This is a genomic window from Arthrobacter ginsengisoli (assembly GCF_031456935.1).
GTDB classification, from domain to species: domain Bacteria; phylum Actinomycetota; class Actinomycetes; order Actinomycetales; family Micrococcaceae; genus Arthrobacter; species Arthrobacter ginsengisoli.
The window spans coordinates 171,737-189,377 of the sequence record NZ_JAVDVQ010000007.1 but is presented as its reverse complement, the minus strand read 5'-3'; the positions used below and the strand labels follow the sequence as shown (position 1 = coordinate 189,377).

12 protein-coding genes are annotated in these 17,641 nt (G+C 66.8%); 3 read left to right on the top strand and 9 right to left on the bottom strand.

Translation table 11 applies throughout. The annotated features are described in order from the left end of the window. Nucleotides 1-50: 50 nt before the first annotated feature. The 7 genes from J2X01_RS10705 to J2X01_RS10675 all read right to left on the bottom strand — a co-directional run bounded on the left by J2X01_RS10705 (nt 51) and on the right by J2X01_RS10675 (nt 9,691). Nucleotides 51-719: a lysophospholipid acyltransferase family protein gene (locus J2X01_RS10705; protein ID WP_310056622.1), complete on the bottom strand. Its 669-nt coding sequence runs from the start codon at nt 717-719 to the stop codon at nt 51-53. Beyond that, entirely contained in the window at nt 706-1,494 is a 789-nt protein-coding gene (locus J2X01_RS10700; RefSeq protein ID WP_310056621.1) for an HAD hydrolase-like protein, read from the bottom strand. The genes J2X01_RS10705 and J2X01_RS10700 overlap by 14 nt, the downstream gene beginning before the upstream one ends. Before the next feature lie 122 nt (nt 1,495-1,616). Continuing rightward, nucleotides 1,617-4,517 (bottom strand): excinuclease ABC subunit UvrA, encoded by a 2,901-nt coding sequence (gene uvrA / locus J2X01_RS10695; protein ID WP_310056723.1) that lies wholly within the window; start codon nt 4,515-4,517, stop codon nt 1,617-1,619. A gap of 158 nt (nt 4,518-4,675) precedes the next feature. Then, nucleotides 4,676-5,068, bottom strand: a complete 393-nt coding sequence (locus J2X01_RS10690) for a GntR family transcriptional regulator (protein WP_310056620.1) — start codon at nt 5,066-5,068, stop codon at nt 4,676-4,678. Beyond that, entirely contained in the window at nt 5,065-6,834 is a 1,770-nt protein-coding gene (locus tag J2X01_RS10685; protein ID WP_310056720.1) for an ABC transporter ATP-binding protein, read from the bottom strand. The genes J2X01_RS10690 and J2X01_RS10685 overlap by 4 nt, the downstream gene beginning before the upstream one ends. Before the next feature lie 200 nt (nt 6,835-7,034). Continuing rightward, a complete protein-coding gene (locus J2X01_RS10680; protein WP_310056718.1) occupies nt 7,035-8,747 on the bottom strand; it encodes an ABC transporter ATP-binding protein in 1,713 nt (570 codons plus the stop codon). 164 nt (nt 8,748-8,911) lie between these two features. Beyond that, nucleotides 8,912-9,691, bottom strand: coding sequence for a trans-aconitate 2-methyltransferase (locus J2X01_RS10675; protein WP_310056619.1), 780 nt, complete (start codon nt 9,689-9,691; stop codon nt 8,912-8,914). Nucleotides 9,692-9,817: 126 nt separating this feature from the next. Between J2X01_RS10675 and J2X01_RS10670 the strand changes: the two genes are divergently transcribed. From J2X01_RS10670 to J2X01_RS10660, 3 genes are all read left to right on the top strand, one after another. Then, a complete protein-coding gene (locus J2X01_RS10670) occupies nt 9,818-12,364 on the top strand; it encodes a DEAD/DEAH box helicase (protein ID WP_310056618.1) in 2,547 nt (848 codons plus the stop codon). 65 nt (nt 12,365-12,429) lie between these two features. Continuing rightward, a complete protein-coding gene (locus J2X01_RS10665; RefSeq protein ID WP_310056616.1) occupies nt 12,430-12,930 on the top strand; it encodes a GNAT family N-acetyltransferase in 501 nt (166 codons plus the stop codon). Nucleotides 12,931-12,952: 22 nt separating this feature from the next. Continuing rightward, on the top strand, nt 12,953-14,314 hold the full coding sequence (locus J2X01_RS10660; protein ID WP_310056715.1) for an alpha/beta fold hydrolase: 1,362 nt from the start codon (nt 12,953-12,955) through the stop codon (nt 14,312-14,314). A 47-nt stretch (nt 14,315-14,361) separates the two neighbouring features. Here the strand turns inward: J2X01_RS10660 and J2X01_RS10655 are convergent, their stop codons facing one another. Both J2X01_RS10655 and uvrB read right to left on the bottom strand, forming a co-directional pair. Further along, nucleotides 14,362-15,390, bottom strand: coding sequence for a TerC family protein (locus J2X01_RS10655; protein WP_310056614.1), 1,029 nt, complete (start codon nt 15,388-15,390; stop codon nt 14,362-14,364). Nucleotides 15,391-15,555: 165 nt separating this feature from the next. Continuing rightward, nucleotides 15,556-17,637 (bottom strand): excinuclease ABC subunit UvrB, encoded by a 2,082-nt coding sequence (uvrB, locus tag J2X01_RS10650; protein ID WP_310056613.1) that lies wholly within the window; start codon nt 17,635-17,637, stop codon nt 15,556-15,558. Nucleotides 17,638-17,641: the final 4 nt, after the last annotated feature.

The following is a 17,641-nucleotide window of genomic DNA, read 5'->3' as shown; positions in this document are numbered from 1 at the left end:
TCGTCCTGGGCGCCGGCACGAGCTGGCTCAAGGCATTTGGGGTGGCTGCGCTACTCGACGGACTTGCTCTGGTTGTAGCTTGTGGAGCGTTCCTGGCCGCTGAGGGCCGCGATCGCGTCCATAATGCGGTCGGTGGCCTGGCGGCGGGCAGGCAGCGAGTGGTCCGGTCCGGTTTTGTCGAAGTACAACGGTTCGCCGACCTTCATGGTGAAATGCTGCGGTTTGACCGACTTGCTGTCCGCGGGCTGCAGGTTTTCCGTGCCGATCAGTCCGACCGGGAGGACGGGGGCGCCGGTGGTGAGGGCCAGCCAACCCACGCCGGTGCGCCCGCGGTAGAGGATGCCGTCGCGGGAGCGGGTCCCCTCCGGGTAGATGCCGATGCCCTTGCCGGAGTCGAGGATCCCCAGCAGCGTCTTAAGCGCCTGGACGCTGGCGGCCTGCTCGCCGCGTTCCACCGGGATGGAGCCGACAGCCTCGAAGAAGGACTTCATGGCTTTGCCCTTGATGCCGCCGGTGGTGAAGTATTCCGCTTTGGCGAAAAAAGCCACCGGTCGGGGCATGAGTGCCTGGACGATCACGCTGTCCAGAAATGACAGGTGGTTGGGAGCCACAATAAACGGGCCCTCCTTGGGCACGTTCTCGAGTCCGATGACGGTGGGCCGGCACGTCGAAGTCACCAGACCCCGTGTGGTCCAGCGGATTGCATCAAACATTGCCATCGGTGTGCACCTCGTCTTGGGCTTCAGTCTTAAGGTCAGGGTTCGCTGCGGTTGTTGCCGCCGGAGGCCCCTGAGGCGCGGCCAGCACCGTGTCCCGCCGGACAATGGTCTCGTGCAGGGCCGCGCTGCTGTGCACGATCTCCGCGGCGCCCGCCGCGTCCAGTTCACCGTCCGGAGCGAAACCCCAGCCTACGCCGATGCACTGAAGACCGTTGGCAGCCGCTCCGGCCACGTCCTGTGCGCGGTCCCCCACCATGACGGCGTGCCGGGTGTCCAGCCCGTGTTGCGTGGCGAGGTCGGCCAGGGCTGCTGCGACGATCGCTGCCTTCCCCGATGGGACGGAGGCTGCTGCCGCTTCGTCCGCCGCGGAGCCGCGGATCGTGTGGAACAGGGCGTCAATGCCGTGGTGCTCAAGGACGGTCCGCGCGAGGCCCTCGGGCTTCTGGGTGGCGACGGCGAGGGGCCGGCCGGATTCGACAAAGGATTCCAGCAGGTCCCGGATTCCCGGGTAGAGCCGGCTTTGGCCGATGCCCGTGGCGAGATAGTGCGCGCGGTAGATCCGGATGGCGTCGTCGAGTTGGTCGGCGGGGACCCCTGCGATGTTCGTGAGGGAATGGCTGAGTTTGGGGCCGATCATGGCATCCATCCGGTCCTTGCCGGGGACGCCGAGTCCGAGCTCCGTGAGGGCCGCTGCGATTCCGTCCGATATGCCGTCGGCCGGATCGACAAGAGTGCCGTCGAGGTCGAAGATCACGGGCACTGTTGTTTGGGTCACCGGCTTAGTTTCTCACGAGTGAACGGATGCCAGAAACTCGCATGCCCCGCAGGGAATATAGGCGCGGGCGCCGCGCCGTGGCATCCGCCGCTGCTGCGGCGGATGCCACGGCGCCAGGAGCGTCAGGCGAAGATCTCGGCCAGGAAGGCTGCCGTGTGGCTCTCCGTGGACTTCGCCACCTGCTCCGGAGTTCCCGACGCGACGATGCGGCCGCCGCCGGATCCGCCGTCCGGGCCCAGGTCCACGATCCAGTCCGCGCTCTTGATGACGTCGAGGTTGTGCTCGATCGTGATGACCGTGTTGCCCTTGTCCACGAGGCCCTGCAGCACCAGAAGCAGCTTCCGGATGTCCTCGAAGTGCAGGCCCGTGGTGGGCTCGTCCAGCACATAGACGTTCCGCCCGTTGGAGCGCTTCTGCAGTTCCGCCGCCAGCTTCACGCGCTGCGCCTCGCCGCCGGAAAGCGTGGTGGCGGGCTGGCCGAGCCGGACGTAGCCGAGTCCGACGTCGACGAGGGTCCTGAGGTGCCGCGCGATCGGCGAGAAGGCGGCGAAGAACTCGGCGCCCTCCTCGATCGGCATGTTCAGCACATCGGCAATCGTTTTGCCCTTGTAGTGGACTTCGAGGGTTTCCCGGTTGTACCGGGCGCCGTGGCACACCTCGCAGGGCACGTAGACGTCCGGCAGGAAGTTCATTTCGATCTTCAGCGTGCCGTCACCGGAGCAGGCCTCGCAGCGGCCGCCCTTGACGTTGAAGGAGAAACGGCCCGGCAGGTAGCCGCGGACCTTGGCCTCGGTGGTGTCGGCGAAGAGCTTGCGGATGTTGTCAAAGACACCGGTATAGGTGGCAGGGTTGGACCGCGGGGTGCGGCCGATGGGGCTCTGGTCGACGTGGACCACCTTGTCGAGGTGCTCGAGTCCCTGGATGGACTTATGCCGGCCTGCCACCTGCTTGGCGCCGTTGAGCTTGTTGGCCAGCACCTTGTAGAGGATCTCATTGACCAGGGTGGACTTGCCGGAGCCACTGACGCCGGTCACCGCGGTGAACAGGCCCAGCGGGAAGACGGCATCCACGTTCAGGAGGTTGTTCTCCTTGGCACCGACGACCTTGAGTTCACGCTTCTTGTCGTACTTGCGGCGCTTCGCGGGGATCTCAATCTGTTTCCGGCCGGAGAGGTAGTCGCCGGTGAGCGATTCGGTGTTTTCGAGCAGTTCCTTGTAGGAACCGGAGTGCACCACCATGCCGCCGTGTTCGCCCGCGCCGGGTCCGATGTCCACCACCCAGTCGGCTTCCTGGATGGTGTCCTCGTCGTGTTCCACCACGATCAGGGTGTTGCCGAGGTCCCGCAGCCGGGTGAGGGTTTCGATCAGGCGCCGGTTGTCCCGCTGATGCAGGCCGATGGAGGGCTCGTCGAGGACGTAGAGCACGCCCACGAGGCCGGACCCGATCTGGGTGGCCAGCCGGATGCGCTGGGCTTCGCCGCCGGACAGGGTGCCGGAGGGACGTTCCAGGTTCAGGTACTCCAGGCCGACGTCGAGCAGGAAGGTCAGCCGGGCCTGGATCTCAATGAGGACCTGGTGGGCGATCTGGGCTTCGCGGCCGCTGAGCACGAGGTTGTCCAGGAAGTGGGCGCATTCGCGCATCGGCATGGCGGCGACTTCGGCGATCGATTTGCCGTTGATCAGGACCGAAAGCGACGCCGGGTTCAAGCGTGCGCCGTTGCAGGCCGGGCACGGAATCTGCCGCATGTACTCCTCGTAGCGGTCGCGGGCCGAGTCCGAGTCCGTTTCCAGGTGTTTGCGGTGGACGTACTGGATGACACCCTCGAAGCCGGTGCTGTACTTGCGTTCCCGGCCGAAGCGGTTGCGGTACTGCACCACGACCTTGTGGTCCTTGCCGTGCAGCACGGTCTGGCGGGTGTCCTTGGAGAGTTTGTCCCACGGGGTCGTCATCGAGAACCCGAGTTCCTTGGCGAGCCCGTCGAGCAGCCGGTTCCAGTACTCCGTCGTCGCGGTGCCGAGGGACCAGGGCGCGATGGCTCCCTCCGAGAGGGACAGTTCCCCGTTCGGAATGATGAGTTCCTCGTCGACTTCAAGCTTCGTGCCGATCCCGCTGCACGCAGAGCAGGCGCCGAACGGGTTGTTGAAGGAGAAGGACCGCGGTTCGATCTCGTCGATCGCGAGCGGGTGCTCGTTGGGGCAGGCGAGGTGCTCGGAGAACGCCCTGACCCGTTCCGGGTCGTCGGCGTCGAGGTCGACGAATTCGGCGAGAATCCGTCCCTCGGCGAGGCCGAGCGCGGTTTCCACCGAGTCGGTGAGGCGCTGGCTGATGCCTTCCTTGACCACGAGGCGGTCCACGACCACTTCGATGGTGTGCTTGAACTGCTTGCCCAGCTTGGGCGGATCGTTGAGCTGGATCAGCTTGTCATCGACCCGCGCCCGCGAGTAGCCCTTGGCGGTGAGTTCCTTGAACAGCTCAACGAATTCGCCTTTGCGGCCGCGGACCACCGGGGCGAGGACCTGGAAACGGGTGCCCTCCGGGAGCTCGAGCAGCTGGTCGACGATCTGTTGCGGCGTCTGCTTCGCGACGGGCTCCCCGCAGATGGGGCAGTGCGGGCGGCCGACACGGGCCCAGAGGAGCCGCATGTAGTCGTAGATCTCGGTGATGGTGCCCACGGTTGAGCGCGGGTTCTTGCTGGTGGACTTCTGGTCGATGGACACCGCGGGCGAGAGCCCCTCGATGAAGTCGACGTCGGGCTTGTCCACCTGGCCCAGGAATTGCCGGGCGTAGGCGGAGAGGGATTCGACGTAGCGGCGCTGGCCCTCGGCGAAGATCGTGTCGAATGCCAGCGAGGACTTGCCCGAGCCGGAGAGCCCGGTGAAGACGATCATGGAGTCGCGTGGCAGGTCCAGGTCCACGTTGCGCAGGTTGTGCTCGCGGGCGCCCTTGACGACGAGCCGGGACATGTCCGGGCGTTTCGGTGCGGGGCGGGAGTCTTCCCTGCGGCCCGGTTTTGCGGAGCCCATCGGAATGATGTCGGACTGGGAATCGAGGGCTGGATCTTCAGCTACGGCTTTAGGCACGCTACCAATGCTAATCGAAAACTTCTTCGAATTTCTATTCCCGGCTGTGTCCCGGGCCGGGGGAACCCGCACGGTGTGCTATCACGCGTGCTGGCAGGGGGCTACTCCTGGTCGTAGGCGGCGGCGAGCAGCTGCACCGCCTCGGCGAAACTGGCGCCCCGCGCCTTCGCCGCCGCGGCGAACTCGGCGGCCGCAGCGGACAGGGAGCTCCAGGCCTCGTCGCGGGCGCACACCACCGTGCCGTTCCGGCCCCGGGTCACGACGACGCCGGCCGCCTCCAGTTCCTTGTAGGCGCGGGCCACCGTATGCGGCGCGACGCCCAGCTCACCGGCGAGGCTCCGTACGGCCGGTAGCTTGGTCCCGGGCGCCAGGGTGCCATTGTCAGCCCGCGCAATGATGTTGAGGCGGAGCTGTTCAAACAGGGGGACGGAGCTGCCCGGATTGGGCCGCCAGGCGCCGGGGAACGGCGTGGTTGTTGTTTCCGTCGGGGTCACTGTCCGGGCTCCTGGGCGCGCCTGGTCTGTTCGCGGCGGGCGAACTGCGCCTCGTAGAGTTTCCGGTACAGCCCACCCGCCGCCATCAACTGTTGATGGCTGCCCTGTTCAACGATCCGTCCTTGGTCCATGACCAGAATTAGATCAGCGTCCCGGACCGTGGACAAGCGGTGGGCAATGACGAAGCTGGTGTGTCCCTGCCGCAGCCGCTGCATGGCCAGCCGGATCTGCGCTTCGGTGCGGCTGTCCACGGAGCTCGTGGCCTCGTCGAGGACCAGGATGTTGCGCCCGGCCAGTTGTGCCCTGGCGATCGAGATGAGCTGGCGCTGGCCGCGGCTCAGCGAATCGCCGTCGTTGCCGAGCATCGTGCCGTAGCCGCCGGGCAGGGCCCGGACGAACTGGTCCACATGGCTGGCCCGCGCAGCGGCCGCGATCTCGGCGTCGCTGGCTCCGGGGCGGCCGTACTCGATGTTGTCCCGGATACTGCCGGTGAACAGCCAGGCATCCTGCAGCACCGCGCCGAAATTGGCCCGGAGTTCATCCCGGGTCAGCGCCGCGATGTCCTTGCCGTCGACGGTGATCCGGCCGGAATCCAGTTCATAGAAGCGCATCAGGAGGTTCACCATGGTGGTCTTGCCGGCTCCGGTCTGTCCCACGATCGCCACGGTCTGCCCCGGTTCAACGACAAAGGAAAGATCCTGGACCACGGGCGAGCCCGGGTGGTAGCCGAAGGTGACGTGCTCGAAAGTGACCCGGCCGGCGGCGTCGGAAATGGTTTTGCCGGCGCCGGAATCTCCCGCGGTGGCCGGCGCGGGATCCCGCACTGGATCCCGGGCCGGTTCCGTCGGGATCTCTGCCGCGTCCAGCAGCTCAAACACCCGCCGCGCCGATGCGAGGCAGGACTGCACGAGGGTCAGCATGCCGCCAATCTGCCCCATCGGCTGGCTGAAGAGCCGGCTGAACTGGATGAAGGCCTGGAGTCCGCCGATGGTCATGGCGCCGGCGAGTACCTGCAGCGCACCGACCACGGCAACGGCGATGTAGTTGAGGTTGGACACAAAGACCATGAGGGGCTGCACGACGCCGGCCACGTACTGCGCCCGGGCACTGGCCCGGCACAGCTGGTCGTTGCCGTCCTTGAAGCTGGCGGCGGCATCCTCCTGCCGGCCGAAGGCCTTGAGCACCTCGTGGCCGGTGAAGAACTCCTCCAGCTGCGCGTGCAGGCCGCCCGTGCTCGCCCACTGCTCGGTGAAGTGGGCATGGGATTTCCGGGCCACCAGGACGGTGATAAGCGTGGAAACCGGGACGGAGACCAGCGCGATCAGGGCAAGGATCGGCGAGAGCCACAGCATCATCGCGAGGGCTCCGGAGAGCATCAGCAGCGACAGGATCAGCTGGTTGAGCAGCTGGTTGAGGGCCTGGGCGATGTTGTCCACGTCGTTGGTGGCGCGGCTCAGCACATCGCCGCGGTGCTGGGCGTCGAAATGGCTGGACGGCAGGACGTGCAGCTTCTCCTCCACCGAGGTCCGGAGCCCGTAGCTCAGGCGCTGCACGGCGACGGCCGTCAAGGCACCCTGGACCCAGCTGAAGACGGAAGCCCCGAGATACAGGACGGAAACGCCCGCCAGCAGCACGGCCAGTTTTCCCTGGTCGAAGGATCCCCCCGCCACGCCCTCAACCACGACGTCGGTGGCGTCACCGAGGACTTTCGGCGCCGCCACGTTGAGCACCACGAAGGCGCAGGTGGCGGTGATGACGCCGGTCATCCGCCACCTTGACGGCCGCAGCAGTCCGAGCAGCCGCCCGGCGGTCCGCCAGCACAACCTGCCGCCCGTGGCGGTCTCCTCGCGAGCCACCCTCGGAAGGGATTCGCTGCGGCCGCCGGAGGGTGTGTCAACCAGCGACTGGTCTCTGGCATCACGGGCGGGCGGGGCGTCGGTTCCGGCCTCGAGAGACGGTTCCGGGGTCACAGGGTTTCCTCCAGCACCAGCTGGGATGCGGCGATCTCCCGGTAGCTCGGTGACGACTCCATCAGTTGGTGGTGTGTGCCCTGTGCCACGAGCCGGCCGTCCTCAAGGACCAGGATCAGCCCGGCGTCCACGATCGTGGCGACCCGTTCGGCGGCGATCAGGACGGTGGCCGCGCCCAGCAGCGGTCCGATCGCGTCCCGGAGCCGGCAGTCAGTGCCGTAATCCAGCGCCGAGAAGCTGTCGTCGAAGAGGTACACGGGCGCCTCGCGGAGCAGGGCGCGGGCGATGCACAGGCGCTGCCGCTGTCCGCCGGAAAAATTCGTGCCGCCCTGGCTCACCGGCGATTCCAGCCCGCGGGGCAGTTGCCGGACAAACACCTCAGCCTGCGCGGCAGCCAGCACGCGCCAGAGGTCGTCCTCCGTCGCCGCCGGGGCAGCCATCCGCAGGTTTTCGGCGAGCGTCCCGGAGAACAAATAGGAATGCTGGGGCACGACGGCGATCAGGCTCCGCAGGCTGTCCAGCGGCAGGCGGCGGACATCGCAGCCGCCGATGCTGATGTCACCGCCGGTGGCCGCCAGGAACCGTGGCAACAGGTTCAGCAGTGTGGTTTTGCCGCTGCCGGTGGCGCCGATGACGGCCGTCACCGTTCCGGGAACGGCCGTGAAGCTGATGCCGTCGAGGACCGGGGCCTCAGCGCCCGGGTACGCGAAGGAGACGTTCCGGAACTCAACGGCGTTGCCCTTCGGCTCGGCGCCGCCCGGACCGTCCGTGATCGCGGGCGCCGTGTCGAGGACCATCTGGACCCGTTCCGCGCACGCGGCCGCGCGCGGCGCCGTCATGAAGACGTACATCGCCATCATGATCGCGATCAGGATCTGCAGGATGTAGGCGATGAACGCCGTCAACGCACCCAGCCGCATTTCGCCGGACTGGATCCGGTGCCCGCCAAACCAGACCACGGCGACAGACGACAGATTAACGACCAGCATGATCAGCGGCATCATTCCAGCCACCAGCAGCGCGGAATGCAGGTTGTTCTGCGTCAGGTCCGTGTTGGCCCGGTCGAAGCGGCGGATTTCGTGCCCCTGCCGGACAAAGCCGCGGATGACGTTGGCGCCGATTATCTGCTCCCGCAGCACCCGGCTGATCCGGTCGATGAGTTCCTGGCCCTCCCGGTAGAGCGGAACGAGGCGGCGAACGATCAGCAACATGATGACCGCGAGCACCGGAATGACAGCGACCACGATTCCGGACAAGGCGACGTCCTGGTGCAGGGCCAGTACGATGCCGCCGATGAAGATGGCCGGCGCGGCGACGAGCATCGTGAACACGAGCACCGCCAGGTTCTGGATCTGCGCGACGTCGTTGGTGGCCCGGGTCACCAGGCTGGCAGCGCCGAACGCGCCGACGTCCTGGGAGGACATGGACTGCACCTTGGCAAACAGCTCTTCGCGCAGTTGCCGGCCAAGCTCCATGGCCACGACGGCGCCCAGGTATCCGGCCGCGGCCGCGGCTGCGACCTGGATAAAGGCGATCGCGACCATCCAGGAGCCCAGACGGAGGATCTCCGGGACATTTCCGTTGACGATCCCGTCATCGATGATGGCCGCGTTCAGGGTGGGCAGGAGGAGGTTGGCCGTGGTCTGCACGAGCTGCAGGAGGACGATGGCCAGTACGGTCCCTTTGTGGGCGGCCAGCAGCCGGCCCATCAGGCCAATAAGCACCAAACCTCCATCGCTGGACCCGGGCCCAGGTCCAGATTCGTCAAAGACAGCCGCCCCCACGCTGCCTCGTCATTGTAAGCACGATCACAGTGTGCTTTGCGCTCAAGCGGCATCCGGCCTGTCGCCGGTCCTGAAGCTGTGGCTGCGGGTCATTCCCGCTTGCGGGCCACGGCGAAGATCCGGCGGAACGGGAACACCGTGCCGTGCGGCCCTGCCGGGTAGGCCTTGGCGAGCCGCGCTGCGTATTCGGCTTCGAAATCGCGGGCGTCGGCGGCGGACAGTGCAGCGAGCACCGGCCGGAGTCCCGCGCCGCGGACCCACTCCAGCACAGGGTTCCCGCCGGGCAGAAGCTGGAAATAGGTGGTCTCCCACGCGTCCGCATCGCAGCCGGCGTCGAGCATGATGTTGAGGTAGTCATCCGGTTCGCCCACGACGTCGTCGTGGCGCAGCACACCCGCGAGCCGGCCGCCCCACGCGCCGGATTCCGCCAGCCCGCGCATCAGCGTGTGCGAGGGCGAATTGAAATTGCCGGGCACCTGCAGCGCGAACCAGGCCCCGGGCCTGAGCGCGGCGAGCCAGCGGGCCAGCAGATCCCGGTGGCCCGGAACCCACTGCAGGGCTGCGTTGGTGACCACTACGTCGGTCTTTTCCGTGGGCATCCAGTCGGTGATGTCCGCCCGGCCGAAGGAGAGATTGGGGAACTGGCCGGTGTGCACCGCTGACTGGGCCAGCATCTCCGCGGAGGAGTCCAGCCCCATGACTAACGCCCCGGGCCAGCGCTCCGCCAGGGTGGCCGTCAGGTTGCCGGGGCCGCAGCCGAGGTCAACGACGTGCCGGGGGCTGTCCGCATGGACCCGGGCCGTCAGGTCAAAGTACGGCCGGTCCCGGTAGTCGCCGAACTGCACGTACTTGGCGGGATCCCATTTCACTGCTGTCCTCCAGTCGCCGGCAAACGATGCGAGGTACGAAGCCTATCCCCGGACGGAGCGCGGGCACAGGAGGCGCGCGCCCCCGCCGCGCCGTCGGCCCGCCGTCGGCCACTAAGCTGGTGAGCAATGAAACTTGTTGATCAGCTCCCCGCCCCGGCCGCCCGATTCCCAGGCCGTGCCGGTCTCGACCCGGACGAGCTCTACACCCGCTTCGTCGAGTGGACGGAAACCCGCGGGCTGGCGTTGTACACCGCCCAGGACGAGGCGATCATGGAGCTTGCCTCCGGCGCGAACGTGATCCTTGCGACCCCCACCGGTTCCGGGAAATCCCTCGTTGCGATCGGCCTGCACTTCCAGGCCATGGCCCGTGGACAGCGGAGTTACTACACCGCACCGATCAAGGCCCTCGTCTCGGAGAAGTTCTTCGCCCTCTGCGAGATCTTCGGCGCCGAGAACGTCGGCATGATCACCGGCGACTCCGGCGTCAACCAGGACGCCCCGATCATCTGCTGCACCGCGGAAATCCTGGCCAACACTGCCCTCCGTGAAGGCGCCGCCGCCGAACTCGGCGCCGTCATTATGGACGAGTTCCACTTCTACTCCGACCCGCAACGAGGCTGGGCCTGGCAGGTACCGCTGCTGGAACTCCCCCAGGCGCAGTTCCTGCTGATGTCCGCGACGCTCGGTGACGTCAGCCGCTTCGAAGCCGGAATCACGGAACTGACCGGCCGGCCGACGACGACGGTCAGTTCTGCCGAGCGGCCGATCCCGCTGCACTACTACTACGAGCAGACGCCCGTGCACGAAACGCTTGAGGAGCTTCTCGCCACGAAGCAGGTCCCCGTCTACGTGGTGCACTTCAGCCAGGTGGAGGCGATCGACCGGGCCCAGAACCTGATGAGCGTCAATGTCTGCACCCGCGAGGAGAAGGACAGGATCGCGGAGCTGATTGCGGGGTTCCGTTTTGCCGCCGGTTTCGGCAAGACCCTCAACCGGCTGGTCCGGCACGGCATCGGCGTCCACCACGCCGGCATGCTGCCCAAGTACCGCCGGCTGGTGGAGCAGCTCGCCCAGGCCGGGCTGCTCAAGGTCATCTGCGGCACCGACACGCTGGGCGTGGGCATCAACGTCCCCATCCGCACCGTGCTGCTCACCGCGCTGAGCAAGTACGACGGCGTCCGCACCCGGCTGCTGAACTCCCGCGAATTCCACCAGATCGCCGGACGCGCGGGACGCGCCGGATACGACACCGCCGGGACCGTCGTCGTGCAGGCCCCGGAACACGTGACGGAGAACGTCAAGGCGATGGCCAAGGCCACGGCAAAGTTCGGCGACGACCAGAAGAAGCTCCGACAGGTGGTCAAGAAAAAGCCGCCCGAAGGCTTTGTGTCGTGGGGCGAGCCGACCTACAAGCGCCTGGTGGAGTCCGTCCCGGACCCGCTGACGTCCAGCTTCAGCGTCACCCACGCGATGCTGATGAACCTGATGGAACGGCCCGGTGATCCGTTCAAGGCCGCCCGCCGCCTGCTGACCGAAAACCATGAGCCGCGCTCCTCCCAGCTGCAGCTCATGAAAAAAGCCCTGGGCATCTACCGGGAGCTCCTGGCCGCCGGCGTTGTGGAGCGGATCCCGCTTCAGGAGCAGGGCGGGGACGGCCGGACGGTGCGGCTGACGGTCCACCTGCAGGCCAACTTCGCCCTGAACCAGCCGCTCTCCCCCTTCGCCCTCGCCGCGCTGGAGCTGCTGGACCCGGAGTCGCCGTCGTATGCCCTGGACGTGGTGTCCGTGATCGAGTCAACACTGGAGAAGCCGCGGCAGATCCTCTCCGCGCAGCTGAAGAAGGCCCGCGGTGAGGCCATTGCCGCCATGAAGGCCGACGGCATCGACTACGACCAGCGCATGGCCATGCTGGAGGAGGTCAGCTACCCGCAGCCGCTCGCGGAGCTCCTCGGCGAGGCCTTCGACGTCTACCGTAGGGCCGCCCCGTGGATCGGTGATTTTGAGCTCGCGCCCAAGTCCGTGGTCCGGGACATGTACGAACGCGCGATGAACTTCGGCGAGTTTGTCCAGTTCTACGGCCTGGCCCGTTCCGAGGGCATCGTGCTGCGCTACCTTGCCGACGGCTTCAAGGCGCTGCGGCAGACCGTGCCGCAGGACGCCCTCCGCGAGGACCTCGAGGACCTCATCGCGTGGCTCGGCGAGCTGGTCCGCCAGGTCGACTCCAGCCTGCTCGATGAGTGGGAGGAGCTCACGTCCGGGAAAGCCCCGACGCCGCACGACGCTCCCCCGCCCCCGCCGCCCTCGCTGACCTCCAACGTCCGCGCCTTCCGGGTGATGGTCCGCAACGAGATGTTCCGCCGGGTGGAGCTCTTCGCGGACGAGGACGCCACAGCCCTCGGCGAGCTCGATGCCGGATCCGGCTGGGACGCCGAGCGCTGGGAAGACGTGCTGGATGACTACTTCGACGAACACGACGACATCGGCACCGGCCCGGACGCCCGCGGCCCGGGCCTGCTGATCATCACGGAGGAGCCGGGGGCATGGAAGGTCCGGCAGATCTTCGAGGACCCGGCCGGGAACCACGACTGGGGCATCTCCGCGGAGGTGGACCTCGCGGCATCGGATGAGACCGGCACCGCCGTCGTCCGGGTGACGGACGTGAACCGGCTCTAGGCCGTCCGGGCGTCGTGACCGCGGAGGATCCGGCGGCGGCTGGCCGGCCCGGGTAAACTCGAATAATGAGTGTAATCCGGCCCGCGACGGCGAACGATGTCCCCGCAATCCTGCAGATGATCCATGACCTGGCCATCTACGAGAAGGAGCCGGACGCCGTCCGGAACACCCCCGAGATGCTCTCCGAGGTCCTGTTTGGCGGGAACCCGCGGGTATTCGCCGCGATGGCCGAGAACGAGGCCGGCGAGGTCCGGGGTTTCGCGCTCTGGTTCCTGAACTACTCCACCTGGGAAGGTGTCCACGGCATCTACCTCGAGGACCTGTATGTGCGCCCCGAGGCCCGCGGCGAGGGCCACGGCAAGGCGCTGCTGCAGCATCTCGCCGCGACCGCCGTCGACCGTGGCTATGCCCGCGTCGAATGGAGCGTACTGGACTGGAATGAGCCGTCCATCAATTTCTACAAGAAGCTCGGCGCCGCCCCGATGGAGGAATGGTCCACCTTCCGGCTGACCGGCGAGGCGCTGGAAGCCTTTGGCGCCGCCCGCACGGCCCAGGCCCGTGGCTGACCGGCCCGTGGCCGACCTGCCGATGACCCGGTCCAGTGCCGCGGATCTCCTGGAGGCCGCCGAACCGACGGTCCCCCACATCATCAAGGCGCGGCACGAGTTCCGCGGGATGCGCACCGCGGAACATTATTTCGAGGTGCCGCTGGACCACTTCGGCGCTGACGGGCCCACGGGCGAGACCATCACCGTCTTTGCCCGCGAATACGTCGCCGCGGACCACAGCGAGGAGGAAGCCGCCCAGCTGCCGTGGCTGCTCTACCTCCAGGGCGGCCCGGGCGGGCGGGGCAACCGTCTTGCCGGGCTCGGCGGCTGGAGCAAGGCCGCCGCAAAGGACTTCCGCATCCTCATGCTCGACCAGCGCGGCACCGGCCTGTCGTCCGCGATCGACCGCAGGACACTGCCGCTCCGCGGGAATGACGCCCAGCAGGCGGGCTACCTGACGCACTTCCGCGCGGATTCGATTGTCGCCGACGCCGAGGCCATCCGGCGGGCCCTGGGGTCCGGGCCGTGGACGATCTACGGCCAGAGCTATGGCGGCTTCTGCGCCCTCAGCTATCTCTCGCTCGCCCCCGAAGGCCTGCGGGAAGCCCTGATCACCGGAGGCCTCGGTCCGCTCATGGGGCCTGCGGACCGGGTCTACCAGGCCACGTTCCGGCGCGTGGCGGCCCGCAACGCCGAGTACTTCGAATGGTATCCGGAGGACCGGTTGACGGTCACCCGGATCGCCCGGCACCTGCGGGACACGGAGGAATTCCTGCCCGACGGCGAACGGCTCACCGTGGAACGCTTCCAGATGGTGGGTTCCTTCCTGGGCGGCAACACCAGGGTCGACGCCCTGCACCATCTGCTGGAAGACGCCTTCGTGGGCACGCCCGGCGGCGACCGCCTTTCGGACGCCTTCCTGGAACAGGTCCGCGGGCTCGTGTCCCGGTCCGCGAACCCGTTGTACGCGCTGATGCACGAATCCATCTACGGCCAGGGCGAGTCCACAGGCTGGGCCGCCTGGCGGGTGCTGCAGGATTTCCCGGAGTTCTCCCCGGACGCACCCGAGCCGCTGCTCACGGGCGAAATGGTCTACCCCTGGTACTTCGAGCAGGATCCTGCCCTCCGGCCGCTGCGGAGCGTGGCCCGGCTCCTCGCCGAGAAAGACGACTGGGCCGCGCTCTACGATCCGGAACGGCTCGCCGCCAACACCGTCCCGGTGGCCGCCGCCGTGTACAGCCAGGACATCTATGTCGACCGCGACCTCTCGCTCGAGACCGCCGCTGCCGTCCGCGGCCTGCAGGTCTGGGAGTCCGCGGACTTCCACCATGACGGCATCGCGGACGACGGCGAGGGCATTTTCGCCCGGCTGCTTGGCCTGACCCGCTCCGTCCGGGACTGAGCGTCAGCACCGTCCCGGACTGAGTGTCAGCGGTCCGGCCCGGAAGGCTATTCGGCGTCGCTGAGGCTCTTGCGGGAATCCTCTTCCAGCCGGGCGTCCAGCGTCACCTGCGTGGCCTTCGAGCTGATCAGGCTGGCGATCACGGCGATGATGATGGTGCCGATGATCACGCCGAGCGAGACGTACGTCGGGATCTCGGGGGCCCATTCGATGTGCTGGCCGCCGTTGATGAAGGGCACCTCGTTGACGTGCATGGCGTGCAGCACGAGTTTGACACCGATGAACGCGAGGATCACCGAGAGCGCGTGCTTCAGGTAGATCAGGCGGGTCATCAGGCCGCCCAGCAGGAAGTACAGCTGCCGCAGGCCCATCAGGGCGAAGATGTTGGCGGTGAAGACGATGAAGGCGCTCTGGGTGAGGCCGAAGATGGCCGGGATGGAATCCACCGCGAAGAGCAGGTCTGTCAGGCCGATGGTCACGAAGACGATCAGCATGGGGGTGAAGACCTTCTTGCCGTCGACGACCGTGCGGAGCTTGCCGCCGTCGAACTTCTCCGACATCGGCAGGACCTTGCGGATCCGGGCGATGAGCGGGTTTTCCTTGTCCTCCTCTTCTTCGCCGTCGTCCTGGGCCTGCTTCCAGGCGGTCCACAGCAGGAAGACGCCGAAGATGTAGAAGACCCAGCTGAACTGTTCGATCACGATGGCGCCGAGCAGGATGAAGATGCCACGCAGGATCAGCGCGATGATGATGCCGACCATGAGTACTTCCTGCTGGTACTTACGGGGTACCGAGAAGCGGGCCATGATGATGATGAAGACAAAGAGGTTGTCGATGCTGAGGCTGTATTCGGTCACCCAGCCGGCAATGAACTGCCCGCCGTACTCCGGGCCGGTGAAGGCGAACATGGCTCCCGCGAAGACGAGGGCGAGGGCGATGTAAAAGGACACCCACAGGCCGGCCTCCTTCATGGAGGGCTCATGCGGACGTTTGACGACCAGGAGCAGGTCTATGGCCAGGATGATGCCGAGGACGACAAAGGAGCCGACCTCGAACCAGACGGGAAGTTCAGGCACGGAGATACCTTTCGCAGGGTGTGACTGCGCGGTGTAAGTCTCTCCGACCGGCCGGCGTACTCTCGGTACTGCCTGGCTGCCCGCTACGCCCGGCAGGGCATCTGTGCCATGCGTGTTGACGATCGTAGCGCTTGGGATACTCCCCTACGTTCGACCAACCTTACCCTAGGCGTGCCCGGCGGACTGCATCTGGCGCAGTTCCTTCTTCAGCTCCCCCACCTCGTCGCGGAGCCGCGCGGCGAGCTCGAACTGCAGCTCGCCGGCGGCGTGGTGCATTTGTTCGGTGAGCTGCTCGATCAAACCCACGAGGTCCTCGGCCGGCGCGGCCGCCAGGCCGTCCGCCCGCACCTTCGACGCGCCCTTGCCCTTGCCACGCGCCTTGCCCGCGTTCGCGAGGAGCTCGCGGGTGTCGGCGTCCTCTTTGGCGATCTGGTCCGTGATGTCGGCGATCTTCTTCCGCAGCGGTTGCGGGTCGATGCCATTTTCGGTGTTGTACGCCACCTGGATGGCGCGGCGGCGGTTCGTCTCATCGATGGCGTGGGCCATCGAATCCGTGATCCGGTCCGCATACATATGCACCTGGCCGGAAACGTTGCGGGCCGCACGGCCGATGGTCTGGATCAGCGAGGTCGACGAGCGCAGGAAGCCTTCCTTGTCCGCATCCAGGATGCTTACCAGCGATACCTCGGGCAGGTCCAGCCCTTCACGGAGCAGGTTGATGCCGACCAGCACGTCGAAGACGCCCATCCGGAGCTCACGGAGCAGCTCCACCCGGCGAAGGGTGTCCACGTCCGAGTGCAGGTATTCGACCTTGACGCCGTGGCCCAGCAGATAGTCGGTGAGGTCCTCCGCCATGCGTTTCGTCAGGGTGGTGACGAGGACGCGTTCGTTCTTCGTGGTGCGGGTCCGGATCTCGCCCAGCAGGTCATCGATCTGGCCCTTCGTGGGCTTCACGATCACCTCCGGGTCAATCAGCCCGGTGGGGCGGATGATCTGCTGGACAAAACCGTCCGCCTTGGCCAGTTCGTACTTGCCGGGGGTTGCGGACAGGTACACCGTCTGGCCGACGCGCTGGAGAAACTCGTCCCATTTCAGCGGCCGGTTGTCCATCGCCGAGGGCAGCCGGAAGCCGTGGTCCACGAGGGTGCGCTTGCGGGACATGTCGCCCTCGTACATGGCTCCGATCTGCGGGACGGTGACGTGGGATTCGTCAATCACCAGCAGGAAGTCGTCCGGGAAGTAGTCGATCAGGCAGTGCGGTGCGGTCCCGCCCTCGCGGCCATCGATGTGCCGGGAGTAGTTTTCGATGCCGTTGCAGAAGCCCATCTGCTGCATCATCTCGAGGTCGTAGGTCGTGCGCATCCGCAGGCGCTGCGCCTCCACGAGCTTATTCTGGCTTTCGAGGACCTGCAGCCGCTCCGCCAGTTCGTCCTCGATCTTCGTGATGGCGCGGCCCATGCGCTCCGGCCCGGCGACGTAGTGGGAGGCCGGGAAGACGTACATCTCGGTTTCGTCGCGGATCACCTCGCCGGTGAGCGGGTGCAGGGTGTAGATGTTCTCGATCTCGTCGCCGAAGAATTCGATCCGGAGGGCCAGTTCCTCGTACATCGGGATGATTTCGACGGTGTCGCCGCGGACCCGGAAGGTCCCGCGGTGGAAGTCCATGTCGTTGCGGGTGTACTGCATGGAGACGAATTTTCGGAGCAGGTCGTCCCGGTTCATCTCGGCGCCCTTGCGGAGCGTCACCATGCCGGCGATGTATTCCTCCGGCGTGCCCAGGCCGTAGATGCAGGACACCGTGGCCACGACGATCACGTCGCGGCGGGTCAGCAGCGCGTTGGTGGCGGAGTGCCGGAGACGCTCAACCTCCTCGTTGACGGAGGAGTCCTTCTCGATGAAGGTGTCCGTCTGCGGCACGTACGCCTCGGGCTGGTAGTAGTCGTAGTAGGAGACGAAGTATTCCACCGCGTTGTTGGGCATCAGTTCGCGGAACTCGTTGGCCAGCTGGGCAGCGAGGGTCTTGTTCTGCACCATCACCAGCGTGGGCCGCTGCACCTGCTCAATGAGCCACGCCGTCGTCGCACTTTTGCCGGTACCGGTGGCGCCGAGCAGCACCACGTCCTTCTCGCCGTTCCTGATCCGCTCGGTCAGCTCCGCGATCGCGGCCGGCTGGTCACCGGCCGGCTTGAACTCGCTGATGACCTCGAAGGGCGCCACGACACGGTTGATCTGCTGCGCAAGACTCATGTAC

Coding starts and splice junctions, on each gene's coding strand:
- J2X01_RS10705 (WP_310056622.1), bottom strand. CDS start 719: ATGGCAATGTTTGATGCAATCCGCTGGACCACACGGGGTCTGGTGACT.
- J2X01_RS10670 (WP_310056618.1), top strand. CDS start 9,818: ATGAAACTTGTTGATCAGCTCCCCGCCCCGGCCGCCCGATTCCCAGGC.
- J2X01_RS10680 (WP_310056718.1), bottom strand. CDS start 8,747: ATGGGCCGGCTGCTGGCCGCCCACAAAGGGACCGTACTGGCCATCGTC.
- uvrB (WP_310056613.1), bottom strand. CDS start 17,637: ATGAGTCTTGCGCAGCAGATCAACCGTGTCGTGGCGCCCTTCGAGGTC.
- J2X01_RS10665 (WP_310056616.1), top strand. CDS start 12,430: ATGAGTGTAATCCGGCCCGCGACGGCGAACGATGTCCCCGCAATCCTG.
- J2X01_RS10685 (WP_310056720.1), bottom strand. CDS start 6,834: ATGACCGGCGTCATCACCGCCACCTGCGCCTTCGTGGTGCTCAACGTG.
- uvrA (WP_310056723.1), bottom strand. CDS start 4,517: ATGGGCTCCGCAAAACCGGGCCGCAGGGAAGACTCCCGCCCCGCACCG.
- J2X01_RS10660 (WP_310056715.1), top strand. CDS start 12,953: ATGACCCGGTCCAGTGCCGCGGATCTCCTGGAGGCCGCCGAACCGACG.